The sequence below is a fragment of the Sphingomonas sp. BL-S-25 genome (genome assembly GCF_055521555.1).
Window position 1 is genome coordinate 4,235,684 of record NZ_CM145486.1, and the last position, 13,675, is coordinate 4,249,358.

14 protein-coding genes are annotated in these 13,675 nt (G+C 66.1%); all 14 read right to left on the bottom strand.

What is annotated here, in order from left to right; all coding sequences use genetic code 11:
* Positions 1-28: 28 nt before the first annotated feature.
* Positions 29-913, bottom strand: coding sequence for a LysR family transcriptional regulator (locus tag ACZ1H8_RS20450; RefSeq protein WP_465179058.1), 885 nt, complete (start codon positions 911-913; stop codon positions 29-31).
* A gap of 141 nt (positions 914-1,054) precedes the next feature.
* On the bottom strand, positions 1,055-1,288 hold the full coding sequence (gene rpmE / locus ACZ1H8_RS20455; protein ID WP_346246837.1) for a 50S ribosomal protein L31: 234 nt from the start codon (positions 1,286-1,288) through the stop codon (positions 1,055-1,057).
* A gap of 99 nt (positions 1,289-1,387) precedes the next feature.
* Positions 1,388-1,810: a 3-hydroxyacyl-ACP dehydratase FabZ gene (gene fabZ / locus ACZ1H8_RS20460; protein ID WP_465181438.1), complete on the bottom strand. Its 423-nt coding sequence runs from the start codon at positions 1,808-1,810 to the stop codon at positions 1,388-1,390.
* A gap of 56 nt (positions 1,811-1,866) precedes the next feature.
* Positions 1,867-2,640, bottom strand: coding sequence for an OmpH family outer membrane protein (locus ACZ1H8_RS20465; protein WP_465179059.1), 774 nt, complete (start codon positions 2,638-2,640; stop codon positions 1,867-1,869).
* Positions 2,640-5,414, bottom strand: coding sequence for an outer membrane protein assembly factor BamA (bamA, locus tag ACZ1H8_RS20470; RefSeq protein ID WP_465181439.1), 2,775 nt, complete (start codon positions 5,412-5,414; stop codon positions 2,640-2,642). The genes ACZ1H8_RS20465 and bamA overlap by 1 nt, the downstream gene beginning before the upstream one ends.
* 90 nt (positions 5,415-5,504) lie before the next feature.
* Positions 5,505-6,641, bottom strand: a complete 1,137-nt coding sequence (locus tag ACZ1H8_RS20475; protein ID WP_465179060.1) for a M50 family metallopeptidase — start codon at positions 6,639-6,641, stop codon at positions 5,505-5,507.
* Entirely contained in the window at positions 6,638-7,795 is a 1,158-nt protein-coding gene (locus ACZ1H8_RS20480; RefSeq protein ID WP_465179061.1) for a 1-deoxy-D-xylulose-5-phosphate reductoisomerase, read from the bottom strand. Before ACZ1H8_RS20480 ends, ACZ1H8_RS20475 begins: the two co-directional genes overlap by 4 nt.
* Entirely contained in the window at positions 7,792-8,529 is a 738-nt protein-coding gene (locus ACZ1H8_RS20485) for a phosphatidate cytidylyltransferase (protein ID WP_465179062.1), read from the bottom strand. Before ACZ1H8_RS20485 ends, ACZ1H8_RS20480 begins: the two co-directional genes overlap by 4 nt.
* Before the next feature lie 44 nt (positions 8,530-8,573).
* Complete coding sequence (locus ACZ1H8_RS20490; RefSeq protein ID WP_465179063.1) at positions 8,574-9,305, bottom strand: isoprenyl transferase; 732 nt, start codon at positions 9,303-9,305, stop codon at positions 8,574-8,576.
* 52 nt (positions 9,306-9,357) lie between these two features.
* Positions 9,358-9,915 carry a ribosome recycling factor gene (frr, locus tag ACZ1H8_RS20495; protein WP_465179064.1) on the bottom strand — a complete coding sequence of 186 codons (558 nt, stop codon included), beginning with the start codon at positions 9,913-9,915 and terminating at the stop codon, positions 9,358-9,360.
* 12 nt (positions 9,916-9,927) lie between these two features.
* Positions 9,928-10,662, bottom strand: a complete 735-nt coding sequence (gene pyrH / locus ACZ1H8_RS20500; protein ID WP_465179065.1) for a UMP kinase — start codon at positions 10,660-10,662, stop codon at positions 9,928-9,930.
* Between the two features lie 117 nt (positions 10,663-10,779).
* A complete protein-coding gene (locus ACZ1H8_RS20505) occupies positions 10,780-11,376 on the bottom strand; it encodes a hypothetical protein (RefSeq protein WP_465179066.1) in 597 nt (198 codons plus the stop codon).
* A 103-nt stretch (positions 11,377-11,479) separates the two neighbouring features.
* A complete protein-coding gene (gene tsf / locus ACZ1H8_RS20510; RefSeq protein WP_465179067.1) occupies positions 11,480-12,403 on the bottom strand; it encodes a translation elongation factor Ts in 924 nt (307 codons plus the stop codon).
* Between the two features lie 201 nt (positions 12,404-12,604).
* Positions 12,605-13,426, bottom strand: coding sequence for a 30S ribosomal protein S2 (gene rpsB / locus ACZ1H8_RS20515; protein WP_465179068.1), 822 nt, complete (start codon positions 13,424-13,426; stop codon positions 12,605-12,607).
* Positions 13,427-13,675: the final 249 nt, after the last annotated feature.

Genomic DNA, 13,675 nt, shown 5'->3' on the forward strand with positions numbered 1-13,675 from the left:
TCTCTGCCACGGCGGATATGCTTTTCCGTTATGGCAGGTTGATGACCTGGGCGAGCGTCTTGAGGAAATCGGTCGCCAGCGCCGTGGGCGGGCGGTTGAGCAGGAACATCGCCTGCACGTCGAAGGTGATCTGCGGCCGCAGCGGGCGCATCGACAGGCCGGGCGTCAGCGACGCCTGCGCCGTGAAGCTGTCGACGATCGTCATCCCCACCCCCTGCCTCACCAGCGCGGTTGCGATGTAGAAGGTGCGTGCCGACACGATCTCGTCCAGCTCAAGGTCGATCCGCACCAGTTCCTGGTTGAAGATCTGGCCGATCGGCCCGCTATTGCCGACGCTGATGAACCGCTTTCCGCGCAGCGCCTCCAGCTCGATGCGCGGCGGCGCGTCGGGCATGTCCTCCTCGCGGTAGAGCAGCACCAACTCGCCCTCGCCCAGCCAGCGATTGCCGAGCGGCGTCGCCGGCGGCACCTCATAGGCAATCGCGATGTCTGTTTCACGCTCGTATAATTTGCGCAGCAGATCGTCGTGATGGACCGTCTGGAGGTCGAACTTCACGTCCTGATGGGTGCGCATGAACCAGGAGACCGCAGTCGGCAGCGCCGACAGCGCCAGCGACGGCAGCGCCGAGACGCGCAGCGTGCCGCCCGACCCGCGGCGCAGGTTGCGGGCACCTTCGCGCAGCGCATGGACCCGGTCCTGGATCTCGCTGACCTCGGTGAACAGCGCGTGCGCATCCTCGGTCGGGACCAGCCGGCCATTGGTGCGCTGGAACAGCTGGAAACCGAGCAGGCTCTCGGCATGGCGCAGCATTTTCGAGACCGAAGGCTGCGAGACGTTCAGCGCGCGCGCGGCGGCGCTCACCGATCCGTTGACATAGACCGCGTGGAAAATCTCGATGTGTCGAAGGTTCATCGGGTCAGCCTAGACCCAAGCGCCGCGCGGGAAAAGCGGCGTGGCCGCTCACAGCGAATGGCTGTCCGCAGACAGCCGGACACGTGACCGCGACCCGCCCGCGCATGGCGCCGGACGGCCGCAGCCACGCGAAACTCCGTCTTACTTCTTGCCGCCGAGCGACAGACCGCCGAAGCGCTTGTTGAAGCGAGCCACCTGACCGCCTGCGTCGAGCATCTGGCCACGGCCGCCGGTCCATGCCGGGTGCGCCAGCGGATCGATTTCGAGCTGCATCGTGTCGCCTTCCTTGCCCCAGGTGGAGCGGGTCTCGTACACGGTGCCGTCGGTCATCTGCACCTTGATCGTGTGGTAATCGGGGTGGATGTTCTTCTTCACGTCGAATTCCTTGAAAAGCCGCTGGTTCCGACCAGCAGCGGAGGCGCGCGCGTAGCAGCACGCGCGCCGAAGCGCAACCTTGGCGGTATCCGCCGGGCCTCAGGCCTTGGGCGGATCCGCGATCATGGCGGTGAACTCGCATTCCGCGGCGATCTCGTCACCCAGCTTCGCCTTGCCGACGAACTTGCAGACGCGCGACCGCTTCTGGACGAATTCGACCTCGAGGCGGAGCAGCACGCCGGGTTCGACCGGCTTGCGGAACTTCACCCCGTCGATGCTCATGAAATAGACGAGCTTGCCCGACCCGGCCAGGCCGAGCGACTCGACCGCGAGCACGCCGGCGGCCTGCGCCAGCGCCTCGACGATCAGCACGCCCGGCATGATCGGACGACCGGGGAAATGCCCGAGGAAGAACTGCTCGTTGATCGTCACCGCCTTGATCGCGGCGATGCGCTGGTCGAGGATCAGTTCCTCGACCCGATCGACGAGCAGCAGCGGGTAGCGATGCGGCAGTGCCGCCATCACCCGCCCGATGTCGAGCGGGCCGATATCGGTACCCGCAGCCGCTGCCGCCTCGCTCACCGGCCCGGGGGCGGCGTCTGGGTTGCGGGACGGGCCGGAGCCGGTGCCGGCGTTGCCGGGCGCGTGCCGGCGGGAGCTGCACCCGCTGCCGGCTGGGCCTGCTGCTGGCGAGCCGCCTGGACCTGGGCGATGCGGTTCTCGAGCTCCTGGACCTGCTGATACACGTTCGCCACGGTCTGCGACGGGTTCCAGTCGGCCGGCGGGGTCGTTGCGACGGTCGGGACCACCTTGTCGAGCTCGGCGACGATCAGCTGGGTCACGTCGGTTCCCTGCGGGCCGTACTGCACCGCCGACGGCGCCAGGATGACGCTGATCTTGCGCGCGTTGACGACATTGGTCTGCGCCGTGCCGTACTTCTCGAGGATCTTCTCGATCGCGAACATCTGCGCGCGGATCAGCGGCACGCTGAGACGGTTGATGTCGGCCTCGGCCTTCTGCTCGGCGGTCTGGATCGTGTTCAGCACCGGGTTGCGGGCGGTCTGCGCGGCCTGCAGCTCCTGCTGCGACACCTGGCCGTCCTTGTTGGTGTCCATCTGCAGGTACAGCGGACGCACTTCGGTCTGCAGCGCGGTCTGGCGGGCATTGATCTGGTCGATCGCCGGCTTCTGCGCGGTGCTGATCTGCTGCATCGCCGCCTGATAGGCCTTCGACTGAAGGATCGCGAGTGCCGGGGTCGCGGTGGCGATCCCCTGGCTCTGGGCGGCGGCCGGCGCGGCGGCCAGGATGGCGGGGGCTGCGAGAACGCCCGCGAGAATGAACTTGCTGGTCATCAGAACTGGGTCCCTACGTTGAATGTAAATAGCTTGGGGTCGTCGCCCGGCTGGGTCAGCAGGGCCTTGGAAATGTCGATGCGCAGCGGGCCGAATGGCGAGTTCCAGTTCACGCCGGCACCGATCGAGAGACGCGGCCGGGCCGAATTGCCCAGGAACTGCTCGTAGAAGGGTTGAATCGGAATGTTGTAGATCGCGTTGATCGACGTACCGACGCACGGACCGCCCGAGGTCGCCGAATAGCCGACCTGGCACGTCGTCTGCGAGCCTCCGTTGACCGGGTCGCTGAGGCTGACCGTATAAAGCTGTCGACCGAACGAATCCTTGATCGGATTGTCCTTCGGCAGCAACGTGGGCGAACCGTCGGCATTGAACAGCGGCGTGGTGCCGTTCGGACCGCCCTTCGCCTGGTCGAAGACGATGGTCTTGGCCGGTTGGCGAACGCCCCAAAGCGCCCCGGTCTGGATGAAGATCGACGGACGCAGGCCCATCTCTGCCGCACCGGCGCCCAGCGGAATTTCGAGCTCGGCCTTGCCCAGATAATAGGCCCGGCCGCCCAGCGCGTCGTCCTGGAACTGTTCGCGGTCGGTGATCAGCGCCTGGGTACCCAGCTTCGGATCGCCAGTGTAGTAGACGCGCAGCACGCGCGGGCCGACGCCGCGAATGTCGAAGCCGCGGAACTGCGGTTCACCCAGATAGAAACGGTCGGTGATGCGGACGCTGTCGATGCCGTTGCCGCGATCCCCCTCGAACGAGTGGATATAGCCGCCTTCCGCCGCCAGCGAGAAGATGAACCCGCTGCCCAGGCCCCAATATTTGTTGGCGTTGAACCGGCCGCGGGCATAGCGGACATCGCCGCCGAGACCGGCAAAGTCGGCACCGAGCACGACGCGCTGGCCGCGCGTCGGACGCAGGCGGCTATTGAGGCTGTCATAGATCAGCGACAGGCCGACCAGCGAGGTGGTACGCGTACCGATAGCGTCACAGTAATAGATGCCGGCCTTACGCGGGTCGCACTGGCCATTGGTGTAGAAGTTCGCCTCGTTGAGCGTGACGTCATCCTGCGCCAGATAATAGCGGCCCGAGAAGGTCCAATATTCGGTCAGCGGCACGCCGGCCACCACCTGGGCACCGGTTGAGATCTGGCTGTAGGTCGTGTTGCGGTCCGAGCCGATATAGTTGAACGCGTTGAAGTCGCGGCGGAAGACCGTGACGCCCAGCGCGACATTCTTGTCGAACAGATAGGGCTCGGTAAAGCCCAGCTCGACCGACTTCGAATAACTCGAATAATCGACCGACGCCGACAGCGTCTGACCCTTGCCGCGGAAGTTGCGCTGGCGGATCGACGCCTGGAGGATGAATCGCTCGAGGCTCGAGAAACCGGCCGACAGCGTCAGTTCGCCGGTGGCGCGTTCCTCGACATTGGCCGCGAGCACGATCCGGTCGGGTGCCGAGCCTTCCTTGCGCTCGATCTCGAACTTGTCCTGGAAGAAGCCGAGCGAGTTGATGCGATCCTGCGACCGCTTGACCAGGAAGGTGTTGAAGGCGTCGCCCTCGGCCACGCGCATCTCGCGGCGGATCACCTTGTCCTGGGTCTGGGTGTTGCCGGTGATCTCGATCCGCTCGATATAGGTGCGGTTCGCCTCGGCAATGTGGAAGTTCAGCGACATGGTGAGCGATTCACGGTCGCGCTGGAACTCGGGGCGGACGTCGGCAAAGGCGTAGCCGAACAGGCCGGCGGTCTCGCTCAGCCCCTCGACCGTGTCCTCGACCGCCTTGGCATTGTACCAGTCGCCCTTCTTGATCGAAAGGCTGGCGGCCATGCGCTTGTCGTCGAAGTCGCGGATCGCGCTGTCGACGGTAATATCGCCGAACTTGTAGCGCGGACCTTCTTCCACCACGTAGGTGATGATGAAGTCCTTCTTGTCCGGCGTCAGCTCGGCGACGGCCGACACGACGCGGAAATCGGCATAGCCCTCGGTCAGATAGAACTGACGCATCTTCTGCTGGTCATAGGCCATGCGATCCTGGTCGTAGCTCGTGTTCGAGCTCAGGATGTGCATCAGGCTGGCGGTCTTGGTCGCCATCTCGCCGCGCAGCTTGCCGTCCGAGAACACCTCGTTGCCGATGATGTTGATCTGACGAACCTTCGACTTCGGCCCCTCGCGGATCTCGAAGATGACATCGACGCGGTTCTGGTCGAGCATCACCATCTTCGGCTCGATCTGAGCGGCGAAGCGGCCCTGCCGGCGATACAGCTCGACGATGCGCGCCACGTCGGCGCGAACCGCGGTGCGGGTGAAGATCTGGCGCGGCGCCAGCTTCACTTCCTTGGTGATCTTGTCGCTCTTCAGGCGCTTGTTGCCCTCGAAGATCACGCGGTTGATGATCGGATTCTCGCGAACGCGGACGATGATGTCGCCCGTCTCGACGCCCTGGATCTCGACATCGGCCAGCAGGTCCGACGCGATCAGGTCCTTGATCGCCTGGTCGATCGTCTCGTTGGTGTAGGACGATCCGACGCGCAGCTGCGTGTAGGACAGGATCGTCTCGGGCTCGAGGCGCTGAGCACCCTCGACCCGCAGCGAGCGGATCGTGCGCTGCACCTGGGGCGCAACCGCCGGCACCGTCTGCGGTGGGGCCGCGGGGGCAGCCGACGGAGCGGCCGCCGGAGGCGCAGCCGGGGCGGTCTGCGCGCCGGCAGGCATCACCGCCACGCCGGCCGACAAAATCGTGCCCGCGAGGAGCGTCTTGGCGCTCACGCCCATAATCATCGCCTTTTTAGCAGTCACCAAACCCACCCTAGTCGGAAATCAATCATCCAGCCGGTCCGCACGGCGGTGCACCGCCCTGCCCCAAGCGCGTCAGCCGATCAAGCCGGCCAAGTTCCTCCACACGCCGAAGGCACCCAGATCGTTGAATGTCACCAGAAGCATCAATGCAAGAATCGCGACCAGCCCCCCGCGAAAGGCCCATTCCATCACCTGCGGCTCGACCGGGCGCCGTCGCACCGCCTCGATGGCATAGAACAACAGGTGTCCGCCATCCAGCATCGGTACTGGCAACAGGTTGATGAAGCCCAGATTAATCGAAATGAGGGCAACGAACACCACGAAGGATTCGAAGCCGAGCGACAGGCTTTCGCCGGACATCTTGGCGATGCGCATCGGCCCGCCCAGTTCGCTGACCGGAACGCGGCCCGCGATCAGCTGTCCCAGCCCGTCGACCATCAGGCCGACCAGCGAGAAGGTGCGCCGGACGCCAACGACCGGAGCTTCCCAGATCGGAACGGTCGAGCGGACGATCTCCGACGGCGCGCCGATGCCCAGGATGCCGCGGCGCATCTCGTTGCCGAACCGGTCGGTCGACACGTCCTGGCCGATCACCGTCTCGGTCCGCGCCTGCTGGCCATTGCGGACATAGTCGATCTCGACCCGCATGCCCGCGCGCATCGAGGTATAGGCGGCCATATCGTTGAAATTGTCGAATTTACGCCCGCCGATCGACAGGATCCGGTCGCCTTCCCGAAGCCCCGCGACAGCGGCGGGCGTACCCGGCTTCACCGGCCCGGCGACCGGCGGGATCGTGATCGTGCCATAGGCAGCGGCAAAGGCGCCGAGGATGACGATCGCGATCAGGAAATTGGCGATCGGGCCGGCCGCGACGATGATCGCGCGCTGCCACAGCGGCTTCGCCTGGAAGGTCTTCGCCCGCTCGGCCGGCGGAAGCTCGAGCCATTTGGGATCGGGCTGGCTGCCCGGGTTCATGTCGCCGGCGAAGCGGACATAGCCGCCCAGCGGCAGCGCACCGAACTTCCACCGCGTGCCGCGACGATCGGTAAAGCCGCCAATCTCGCGCCCGAAGCCGACCGAGAACACCTCGGCCTTCACGCCGAACCAGCGTCCGGCGAGATAATGGCCAAGCTCGTGCAAAAAGACGAGCGGGCCCAGCGCCAGGACGAAGGCGATGACCATCATCAGGATGCCGGGGGATTGGCTCAAGCGACGCAGTCCTTCACTCGCTCGATCGCCACCCGCCTGGCTTCCGCATCGACCGCCAGCACGGCGTCGAGCGTCTCCGGTGCGGGCGGATCGTAGCGGCCCAGCGTATCGGCAACGATTGCGGCAATTTCAAGAAAACCGACCTTGCCCGCCAGGAACGCCGCGACGGCGATCTCATTCGCCGCATTGAGGATTGCCGGACGAGCGCCCCCCGCCTTCAGCGCTTCACGGGCCAGCGCCAGACAGGGGAACCGCTCATAATCGGGCGCCTCGAAATCGAGCCGGGCAATTCGGGCGAGATTCAGGCGCTCGCACGGAGTTTTCATCCGGTCGGGCCAGGCCAGCGCATGCGCGATCGGGATTCGCATGTCCGGCGCGCCGAGCTGCGCGAGCACCGATCCGTCGACATATTCGACCATCGAGTGGATCACCGACTGCGGATGGACGATCACGTCGAGCTGGTCGGCGCTCACCGGGAACAGGTGGAATGCCTCGATCAGCTCGAGCCCCTTGTTCATCATCGACGCGGAATCGACCGAGATCTTCGCCCCCATCGACCAGTTGGGATGCTTGACCGCCTGCGCCGGGGTGATCGCCTTCATCTCGTCCAGCGAGAAGGTGCGGAACGGCCCACCGCTCGCCGTCAGGATGATCTTCGCGATCCGATCCGGCGACCCATCCTCCAGCGACTGGAACACCGCATTATGCTCGGAATCGACCGGCAGCAGCGTGGTGCCGCGGGCACGCGACGCGGCCATCACGACGTCACCTGCCGACACGAGCGATTCCTTGTTGGCCAGCGCAACCGTGCCCCCGGCCTGGAGCGCCGCCATCACCGGCTTCAGCCCGGCCGTTCCGACGATCGCCGCCATCGTCCAGTCGGCGCCCATCCGCGCCGCATCGCAGACCGCATCGACACCCGCGCGTGCCTCGATCCCGGTGCCGGCCAGACGCTCGCGCAATCCGTCCAGGCAGGTTTCGTCGGCCACCACCGCCATCTTCGCGCGGGTGCGGACCGCCGCAGCGGCGAGCTTCTCGACATCGCAATTTGCGGTCAGCGCCACGACCTCGAACCGTTCGGGCTCGCGTTCGACCAGGTCGAGCGTCGAGCTTCCGACCGATCCGGTCGCCCCCAGGATCGTCACCGTCTTCATCGCAGCAGAAGCACCACCAGCAGCGCGGCCACCGGCGCGACCGCGACCAGGCCGTCCAGCCGATCGAGCAGTCCGCCATGACCGGGCAGCAGCGTACCCGAATCCTTGACACCGGCCACCCGCTTCAGATGGCTTTCATACAGGTCGCCCGCCTGCGACAGCATCGCCAGGAACGGCGTCGCGACGGCAAGGGCGACCGGAAGATGGAACCAGGCGGCCAGCACCGCCCCGAACAGTGCGGCCGCGGCCACGCCGCCGAAGAACCCCGCCCAGGTCTTGTTCGGGCTGATCGACGGCGCCAGCTTCGGCCCGCCGATCGCGCGACCGGCGAAATAGGCGCCGCTGTCGCTGGCCCAGACCAGCGCCATCGCCCACAGCGTCAGCAGGAAGCCCGACGGCGTCACCGCATCGGGCTGATCGCGCAGCGTGACCAGGGCCAGCACTGGAATACCGACATAGAGCATGCCCCAGGCAAGCCGCGAATGCCGAGTCACCGCCCCGACGAAGAACATCGCGCCGATGATGAAGCCCAGCGCCAGGAAACCGGGGCCCGCCGCCGCGGGCGACATCAAGGCGATCGGAACCGTCAGCGCATATTGGGCAAGCCTGCGCTGGCCGTCATTGGCCCCGACCAGATTGGCCCATTCATAGACCATCAGGATGCCGCCGACCGCGACCAGGACGAAGAAGATCCAGCCGCCCCACCACAGCGCGCTGAACGCGACCGCGATCATCACGATCGCAGCCGATAATCGCCTGGGAAGATCGGGACTGGGGCTCACAACCCGCCGAACCGGCGCTGCCGGCGGCTGAACTGGTCGATCGCGTCGGCCAGCGTGTCGGCGTTGAAATCGGGCCACAGCGCATCGACGAACAACAGCTCGGCATAGGCCGCCTGCCACAGCAGGAAGTTCGACAGGCGCTGCTCGCCCGAGGTGCGGATCATCAGGTCGAGCGGCGGCAGGTCATGCGTCGCCAGCTCGCTCTCGAACATCGCCTCGTCGATGCGGTCGGCGGTCAGTTCCCCTGCCGCGACACGCTCCGCCAGCCGCCGGGTCGCGGCGACGATCTCGGCCTGCGAGCCATAGTTGAGCGCGATCACTAGCATCGGGCCAGTGTTCGACGCGGTGCGCACCATCACCTGCTCGATCATCTCGACCAGATCCGCCGGCAGCGCCTGCCATCCGCCGATCACCTTCAGCCGGACATTCTCGGAGATCAGTTCCTCGACCTCGCGCTTCAGGAACAGGCGCAGCAGACCCATCAGGTCGCTGACCTCCTCCGCCGGGCGCCGCCAATTCTCCGAGGAAAAGGCGTAGAGCGTCAGGACCTCGATCCCCATCGCGCGGGCTGCGCGGCTGACGCGGCGGACAGCCTCGACCCCCTGCTTGTGCCCGGCGATGCGCGGCAACAGGCGCTTCTTCGCCCAACGACCATTGCCATCCATGATGATGGCAACGTGCCGCGGGACGGCGCCCGTCTTGGGTGAAGGAACGGCGCTGGTGGCCATAGGCCGACCTAGATCCGCTTGAAGTCAGAATGAGAAAGGCCGGACAAGTTGCTCACTTGCCCAGGATTTCCTTTTCCTTCGCAGCGGCCGCAGCATCCAGCTCGGCGATCGTCGCGTCGGTCAGCTTCTGCACCTCGGTCTCGTGGCGCTTGCGCTCGTCCTCGCTGAACACGCCCTTCTTCTCATCGACCTTCAGGCTGTCCATGCCGTCGCGGCGCACGTTGCGCACGGCGACGCGGGCCTTTTCGGCATATTGGCCAGCCAGCTTCGCCAGTTCCTTGCGACGCTCCTCGGTCAGGTCGGGGATCGGCAGGCGCAGCGTCTGCCCGTCGACGATCGGGTTGAGGCCGAGCCCGGCGGAGCGGATCGCCTTGTCGGTCGGCCCGACATTGGACTTGTCCCAGACCTGGACCGACAGGAGGCGCGGCTCGGGTGCCGAGACGGTGGCGACCTGGTTCAGCGGCATGTGCGCGCCGTACACTTCGACCGTCACCGGATCGAGCAATGCGGTGCTGGCGCGACCGGTACGAAGACCCGCCAGGTCATGCTTCAGGGCTTCGACCGCACCGTTCATGCGGCGTTCGAGGTCGGACTTGTCGTAGGCGGCCATTGCGGGCTCTCCTTATGCGTTCGATTCGGGTTCGTTGCGGACGATCGTCGAGGTGCCCCGCCCATCCAGAACCTCGGCGAGATTGCCGGATTCGCGGATGTTGAACACGACGATCGGAATGTCGTTGTCGCGGCACAGCGCAACGGCGGTGCCGTCCATGACCTTCAGATTGTCCTGAAGGACGCGGTCGAAGCTGAGCGATTCATAGCGCGTCGCGCCGGCGACCTTCTTGGGATCGGCATCATAGACGCCGTCGACCGAAGTCCCCTTGAACAGCGCCTCGCAGTTCATCTCCGCCGCGCGCAGCGCCGCAGTCGTGTCGGTGGTGAAGAAGGGCAGCCCGGTGCCCGCGGCGAACAGGACCACCCGGCCCTTTTCCATGTGCCGCTCGGCGCGGCGGCGGATATAGGGCTCGCACACCGAGGCCATGGGGATCGCCGACTGGACGCGGGTATCGACCCCGACCTTTTCCAGCGCATTCTGCATCGCCAGCGCGTTCATCACGGTGGCCAGCATGCCCATATAATCGGCCGAGGCGCGGTCGAAGCCCTGCGCCGCACCGGCCAGGCCGCGGAAGATATTGCCCCCGCCCACGACCATGCAGATTTCCAGGCCGCTTTCCTTGGCCGCCTTCACTTCCAGCGCGACGCGCTCGCAGGTCGCCGGGTCGATGCCGAACTGACCCTGGCCCATCAGGACCTCGCCCGAGAGTTTGAGCAGGATGCGTTTGAAGCGGGGAAGCGTCATGAGTTCCGTAATGCTGTTGGGGAGCGGCGCGGACCTTAGATGCGACCGCCCGGGATGCCAAGCGAAGATGGGATGCAGATCGCGCGGATTTTCAACCGAGCCGGATCGAGATCGGCGTCAGAACCAGGGAAATTCACGCAGGAAGGTCTGGCTGTTCTGCGATGCCTGGTTGCACATCGGATCCTCCAGGCTGGTCTCGCCGCCCAGGACCAGCGCGCCGTCGCGGTCATAGGCGAACTGGGTGCGGCGGACGCGGCCGCGCTCCTCGACCGTAGTGGCGCTGGCATGGCGCACCTCGACCAGATGGTCGCCGCTGCCGAAGCGCCGCGTGCCGAACGCGGGGTTGGCCCCGCCGCCCCATTGTCGCGTCAGTGCCTCGACCGCAGTGCGTGCCTCGCTTCCGTGGTCGGGGATATAGCGGATCTGGAACAATTGGGGACAGCGTTCATGGACCGGGTTGGCCGGGTCGCTCTCGTAATAGACTTCGAACCCCTCAGGCCCGACGGCACAGGCGACCAGCGTCAGCCGTCCCACCGACGACGGAAATGCCCGCCTGCTGCGCTTGTCACGATAGTTGCGCCTGCCATCGGGCAGCGCGGTGATGTCGAAGAGCGCCGGCGTGCAACTGGCATCGCGGCTGCGGGCATGCGCCTCCGGATCGGGCGGCATCGCCGGTGACGCGGCGAGGAGAAGAAGCACGGGCGCGAGGATCATGCCGCTGCCTAGCGCCCGCCCCCTGCCCCGCCAAGCCGGCGGGACATGAAAACGGGCGCGGCCACCGCATGGCGGCCGCGCCCGTCGATCCTTCAGCCGACGCTCAGAGGCCGGCGGCTGCCGCGACTTCGGCTGCGAAGTCGCTTTCTTCCTTCTCGATGCCTTCGCCGAGCTGGAAGCGGACATAGTCCTTCAGCACGATGGTCGTGCCGGCGTCCTTGCCCGCCTTCGCGACGACGTCGGCGACCGGGGTCTTGCCGTCCATGACGAACAGCTGGCTGAGCAGCGCGTTTTCCTTGGCGAACTTCTTCACCGAACCCTCGACCATCTTGGCGATGATCTCGGCCGGCTTGCCGCTCTCCGACGCCTTCTCGGTCGCGATCGCGCGCTCGCGCTCGATCACGTCCTGGTCCAGGCCGGTCTCGTCCAGCGCCAGCGGGAAGGCAGCGGCGATGTGCATCGCGATCTGCTTGCCCAGCGGCTCGAGCACGTCAGCGCCCGCGTCCGATTCCAGCGCGACCAGCACGCCGATCTTGCCGAGGCCAGGGGCTGCAGCATTGTGGACATAGGGAACGACGGCGCCCTTGGCGACTTCGACCGCCTTGAGGCGGCGGATCACCTGGTTCTCGCCGATGGTCGAGATGTTGTTGGTCAGCACCTCTTCGACGGTGCCGCCCTGCGGCATCGCCTCGCCCTTCAGCGCGGCCAGATCGTCACCCTTTTCGAGCGCGATCGCGGTCACGTCGCGGACGAAGTTCTGGAAGATCTCGTTCTTCGCGACGAAGTCGGTCTGCGAGTTGACCTCGATCGCGACGCCCTTCGGACCCGCGACGGCAACGCCGATCAGGCCCTCGGCCGCGGTGCGGCTCGACTTCTTCGCGGCAGCGGCCAGGCCCTTGGTGCGCAGCCAGTCGACTGCCGCTTCCATGTCGCCATTATTCTCGGCCAGCGCCTTCTTGCAGTCCATCATGCCGGCGCCGCTCTTTTCGCGGAGCTCTTTCACGGCAGCAGCGGTGATCTCGGCCATGTCTCTATCCTCGATATGGTCGCGCCCATGCGCGACGCTGTTCAGAAAATTCCGTTCGCCCCGAGCGTGTCGAGGGGCGCATCTTCGCCGGCGCGCGACTGGCGCGATCCCGGCGAAGGAACCGCCCCGCGACTGGCCCGGGGCGAAACGGGAAGGGTGCGACGCCGCTACCCTTCCCGCATGACAGTTCCGCGACGCGGATCAGGCGTCGAGCTGACGCTCGCCTTCGGCGGCCGCAGCCGGCTCGGTCGAAGCGGCAGGCGCTTCCGGCTCGCTCAGGGCCGGCTCGACCGGAGCCTCTTCCTGCGCGCCCAGGTCGACGCCGTAGCGTGCCTGGCGGTCCTGGTTGCCGCGGCTGGCGGCGACGGCAACGGCCTCGCAGTACAGGCGGATCGCGCGGCTGGCGTCGTCATTCGCCGGAACCGGGAAGGCGATGCCATCGGGCGAGACGTTCGAATCGAGGATCGCGACGACCGGGATGCCCAGCGTGTTGGCTTCCTTGATCGCCAGCTCTTCCTTGTTCGCGTCGATCACGAACATGATGTCGGGAACGCCGCCCATGTCGCGAATGCCGCCCAGCGACAGCTCGAGCTTGTCGCGCTCGCGGGTCAGGTTCAGCACTTCCTTCTTGGTGAGGCCGTGCGTGTCGCCCGAGAGCTGCTCTTCGAGCGCCTTGAGGCGCTTGATCGAGTTCGAGATGGTCTTCCAGTTGGTGAGCATGCCGCCCAGCCAGCGATGGTTGACATAGTGCTGACCGGCGCGCTTCGCCGCATCGGCGATCGCTTCCTGGGCCTGGCGCTTGGTGCCGACGAACAGCACCTTGCCGCCGCCGGCGACGGTCGACGAGACGAACTCGAGCGCGCGCGCGAACAGCGGCACGGTCTGCGAGAGGTCGATGATGTGGACGCCGTTGCGATCGCCGAAGATGTAGGGCTTCATCTTCGGGTTCCAGCGGTGCGTCTGGTGGCCGAAGTGCGCGCCCGATTCGAGCAATTGCTGCATGGAGACGACAGGTGCCGCCATAGGGATATATCCTTCCGGTTGTTCCTCTGGGAAGCGTGCACCAGGCAATGCCTGGCACCGGGTTATGATGCTTCCCATGCGGGGTTGAGGGCGCGCCGTTAGCGCCAAGCCGAACGGAATGCAAGCATTTGCGCGGAATGGCCGTTCACGGTGGCGCCGTGAGCGTTGGTACATCGGGATCGGTGGGGATGTTTGCAAGCGCTGCGAGCGCCTGCTCGGCCGCCGCGAGCGCAGGAAATGTTCCTCCGT

Bases quoted from the DNA above. Each gene is read 5' to 3' on its own strand.
- ACZ1H8_RS20450 (WP_465179058.1), bottom strand. From the start codon at position 913: ATGAACCTTCGACACATCGAGATTTTCCACGCGGTCTATGTCAACGGA.
- fabZ (WP_465181438.1), bottom strand. From the start codon at position 1,810: ATGGCGGCACTGCCGCATCGCTACCCGCTGCTGCTCGTCGATCGGGTC.
- ACZ1H8_RS20465 (WP_465179059.1), bottom strand. From the start codon at position 2,640: ATGACCAGCAAGTTCATTCTCGCGGGCGTTCTCGCAGCCCCCGCCATC.
- bamA (WP_465181439.1), bottom strand. From the start codon at position 5,414: ATGATTATGGGCGTGAGCGCCAAGACGCTCCTCGCGGGCACGATTTTG.
- ACZ1H8_RS20480 (WP_465179061.1), bottom strand. From the start codon at position 7,795: ATGAAGACGGTGACGATCCTGGGGGCGACCGGATCGGTCGGAAGCTCG.
- ACZ1H8_RS20485 (WP_465179062.1), bottom strand. From the start codon at position 8,529: ATGATCGCGGTCGCGTTCAGCGCGCTGTGGTGGGGCGGCTGGATCTTC.
- ACZ1H8_RS20490 (WP_465179063.1), bottom strand. From the start codon at position 9,305: ATGGCCACCAGCGCCGTTCCTTCACCCAAGACGGGCGCCGTCCCGCGG.
- frr (WP_465179064.1), bottom strand. From the start codon at position 9,915: ATGGCCGCCTACGACAAGTCCGACCTCGAACGCCGCATGAACGGTGCG.
- pyrH (WP_465179065.1), bottom strand. From the start codon at position 10,662: ATGACGCTTCCCCGCTTCAAACGCATCCTGCTCAAACTCTCGGGCGAG.
- ACZ1H8_RS20505 (WP_465179066.1), bottom strand. From the start codon at position 11,376: ATGATCCTCGCGCCCGTGCTTCTTCTCCTCGCCGCGTCACCGGCGATG.
- tsf (WP_465179067.1), bottom strand. From the start codon at position 12,403: ATGGCCGAGATCACCGCTGCTGCCGTGAAAGAGCTCCGCGAAAAGAGC.
- rpsB (WP_465179068.1), bottom strand. From the start codon at position 13,426: ATGGCGGCACCTGTCGTCTCCATGCAGCAATTGCTCGAATCGGGCGCG.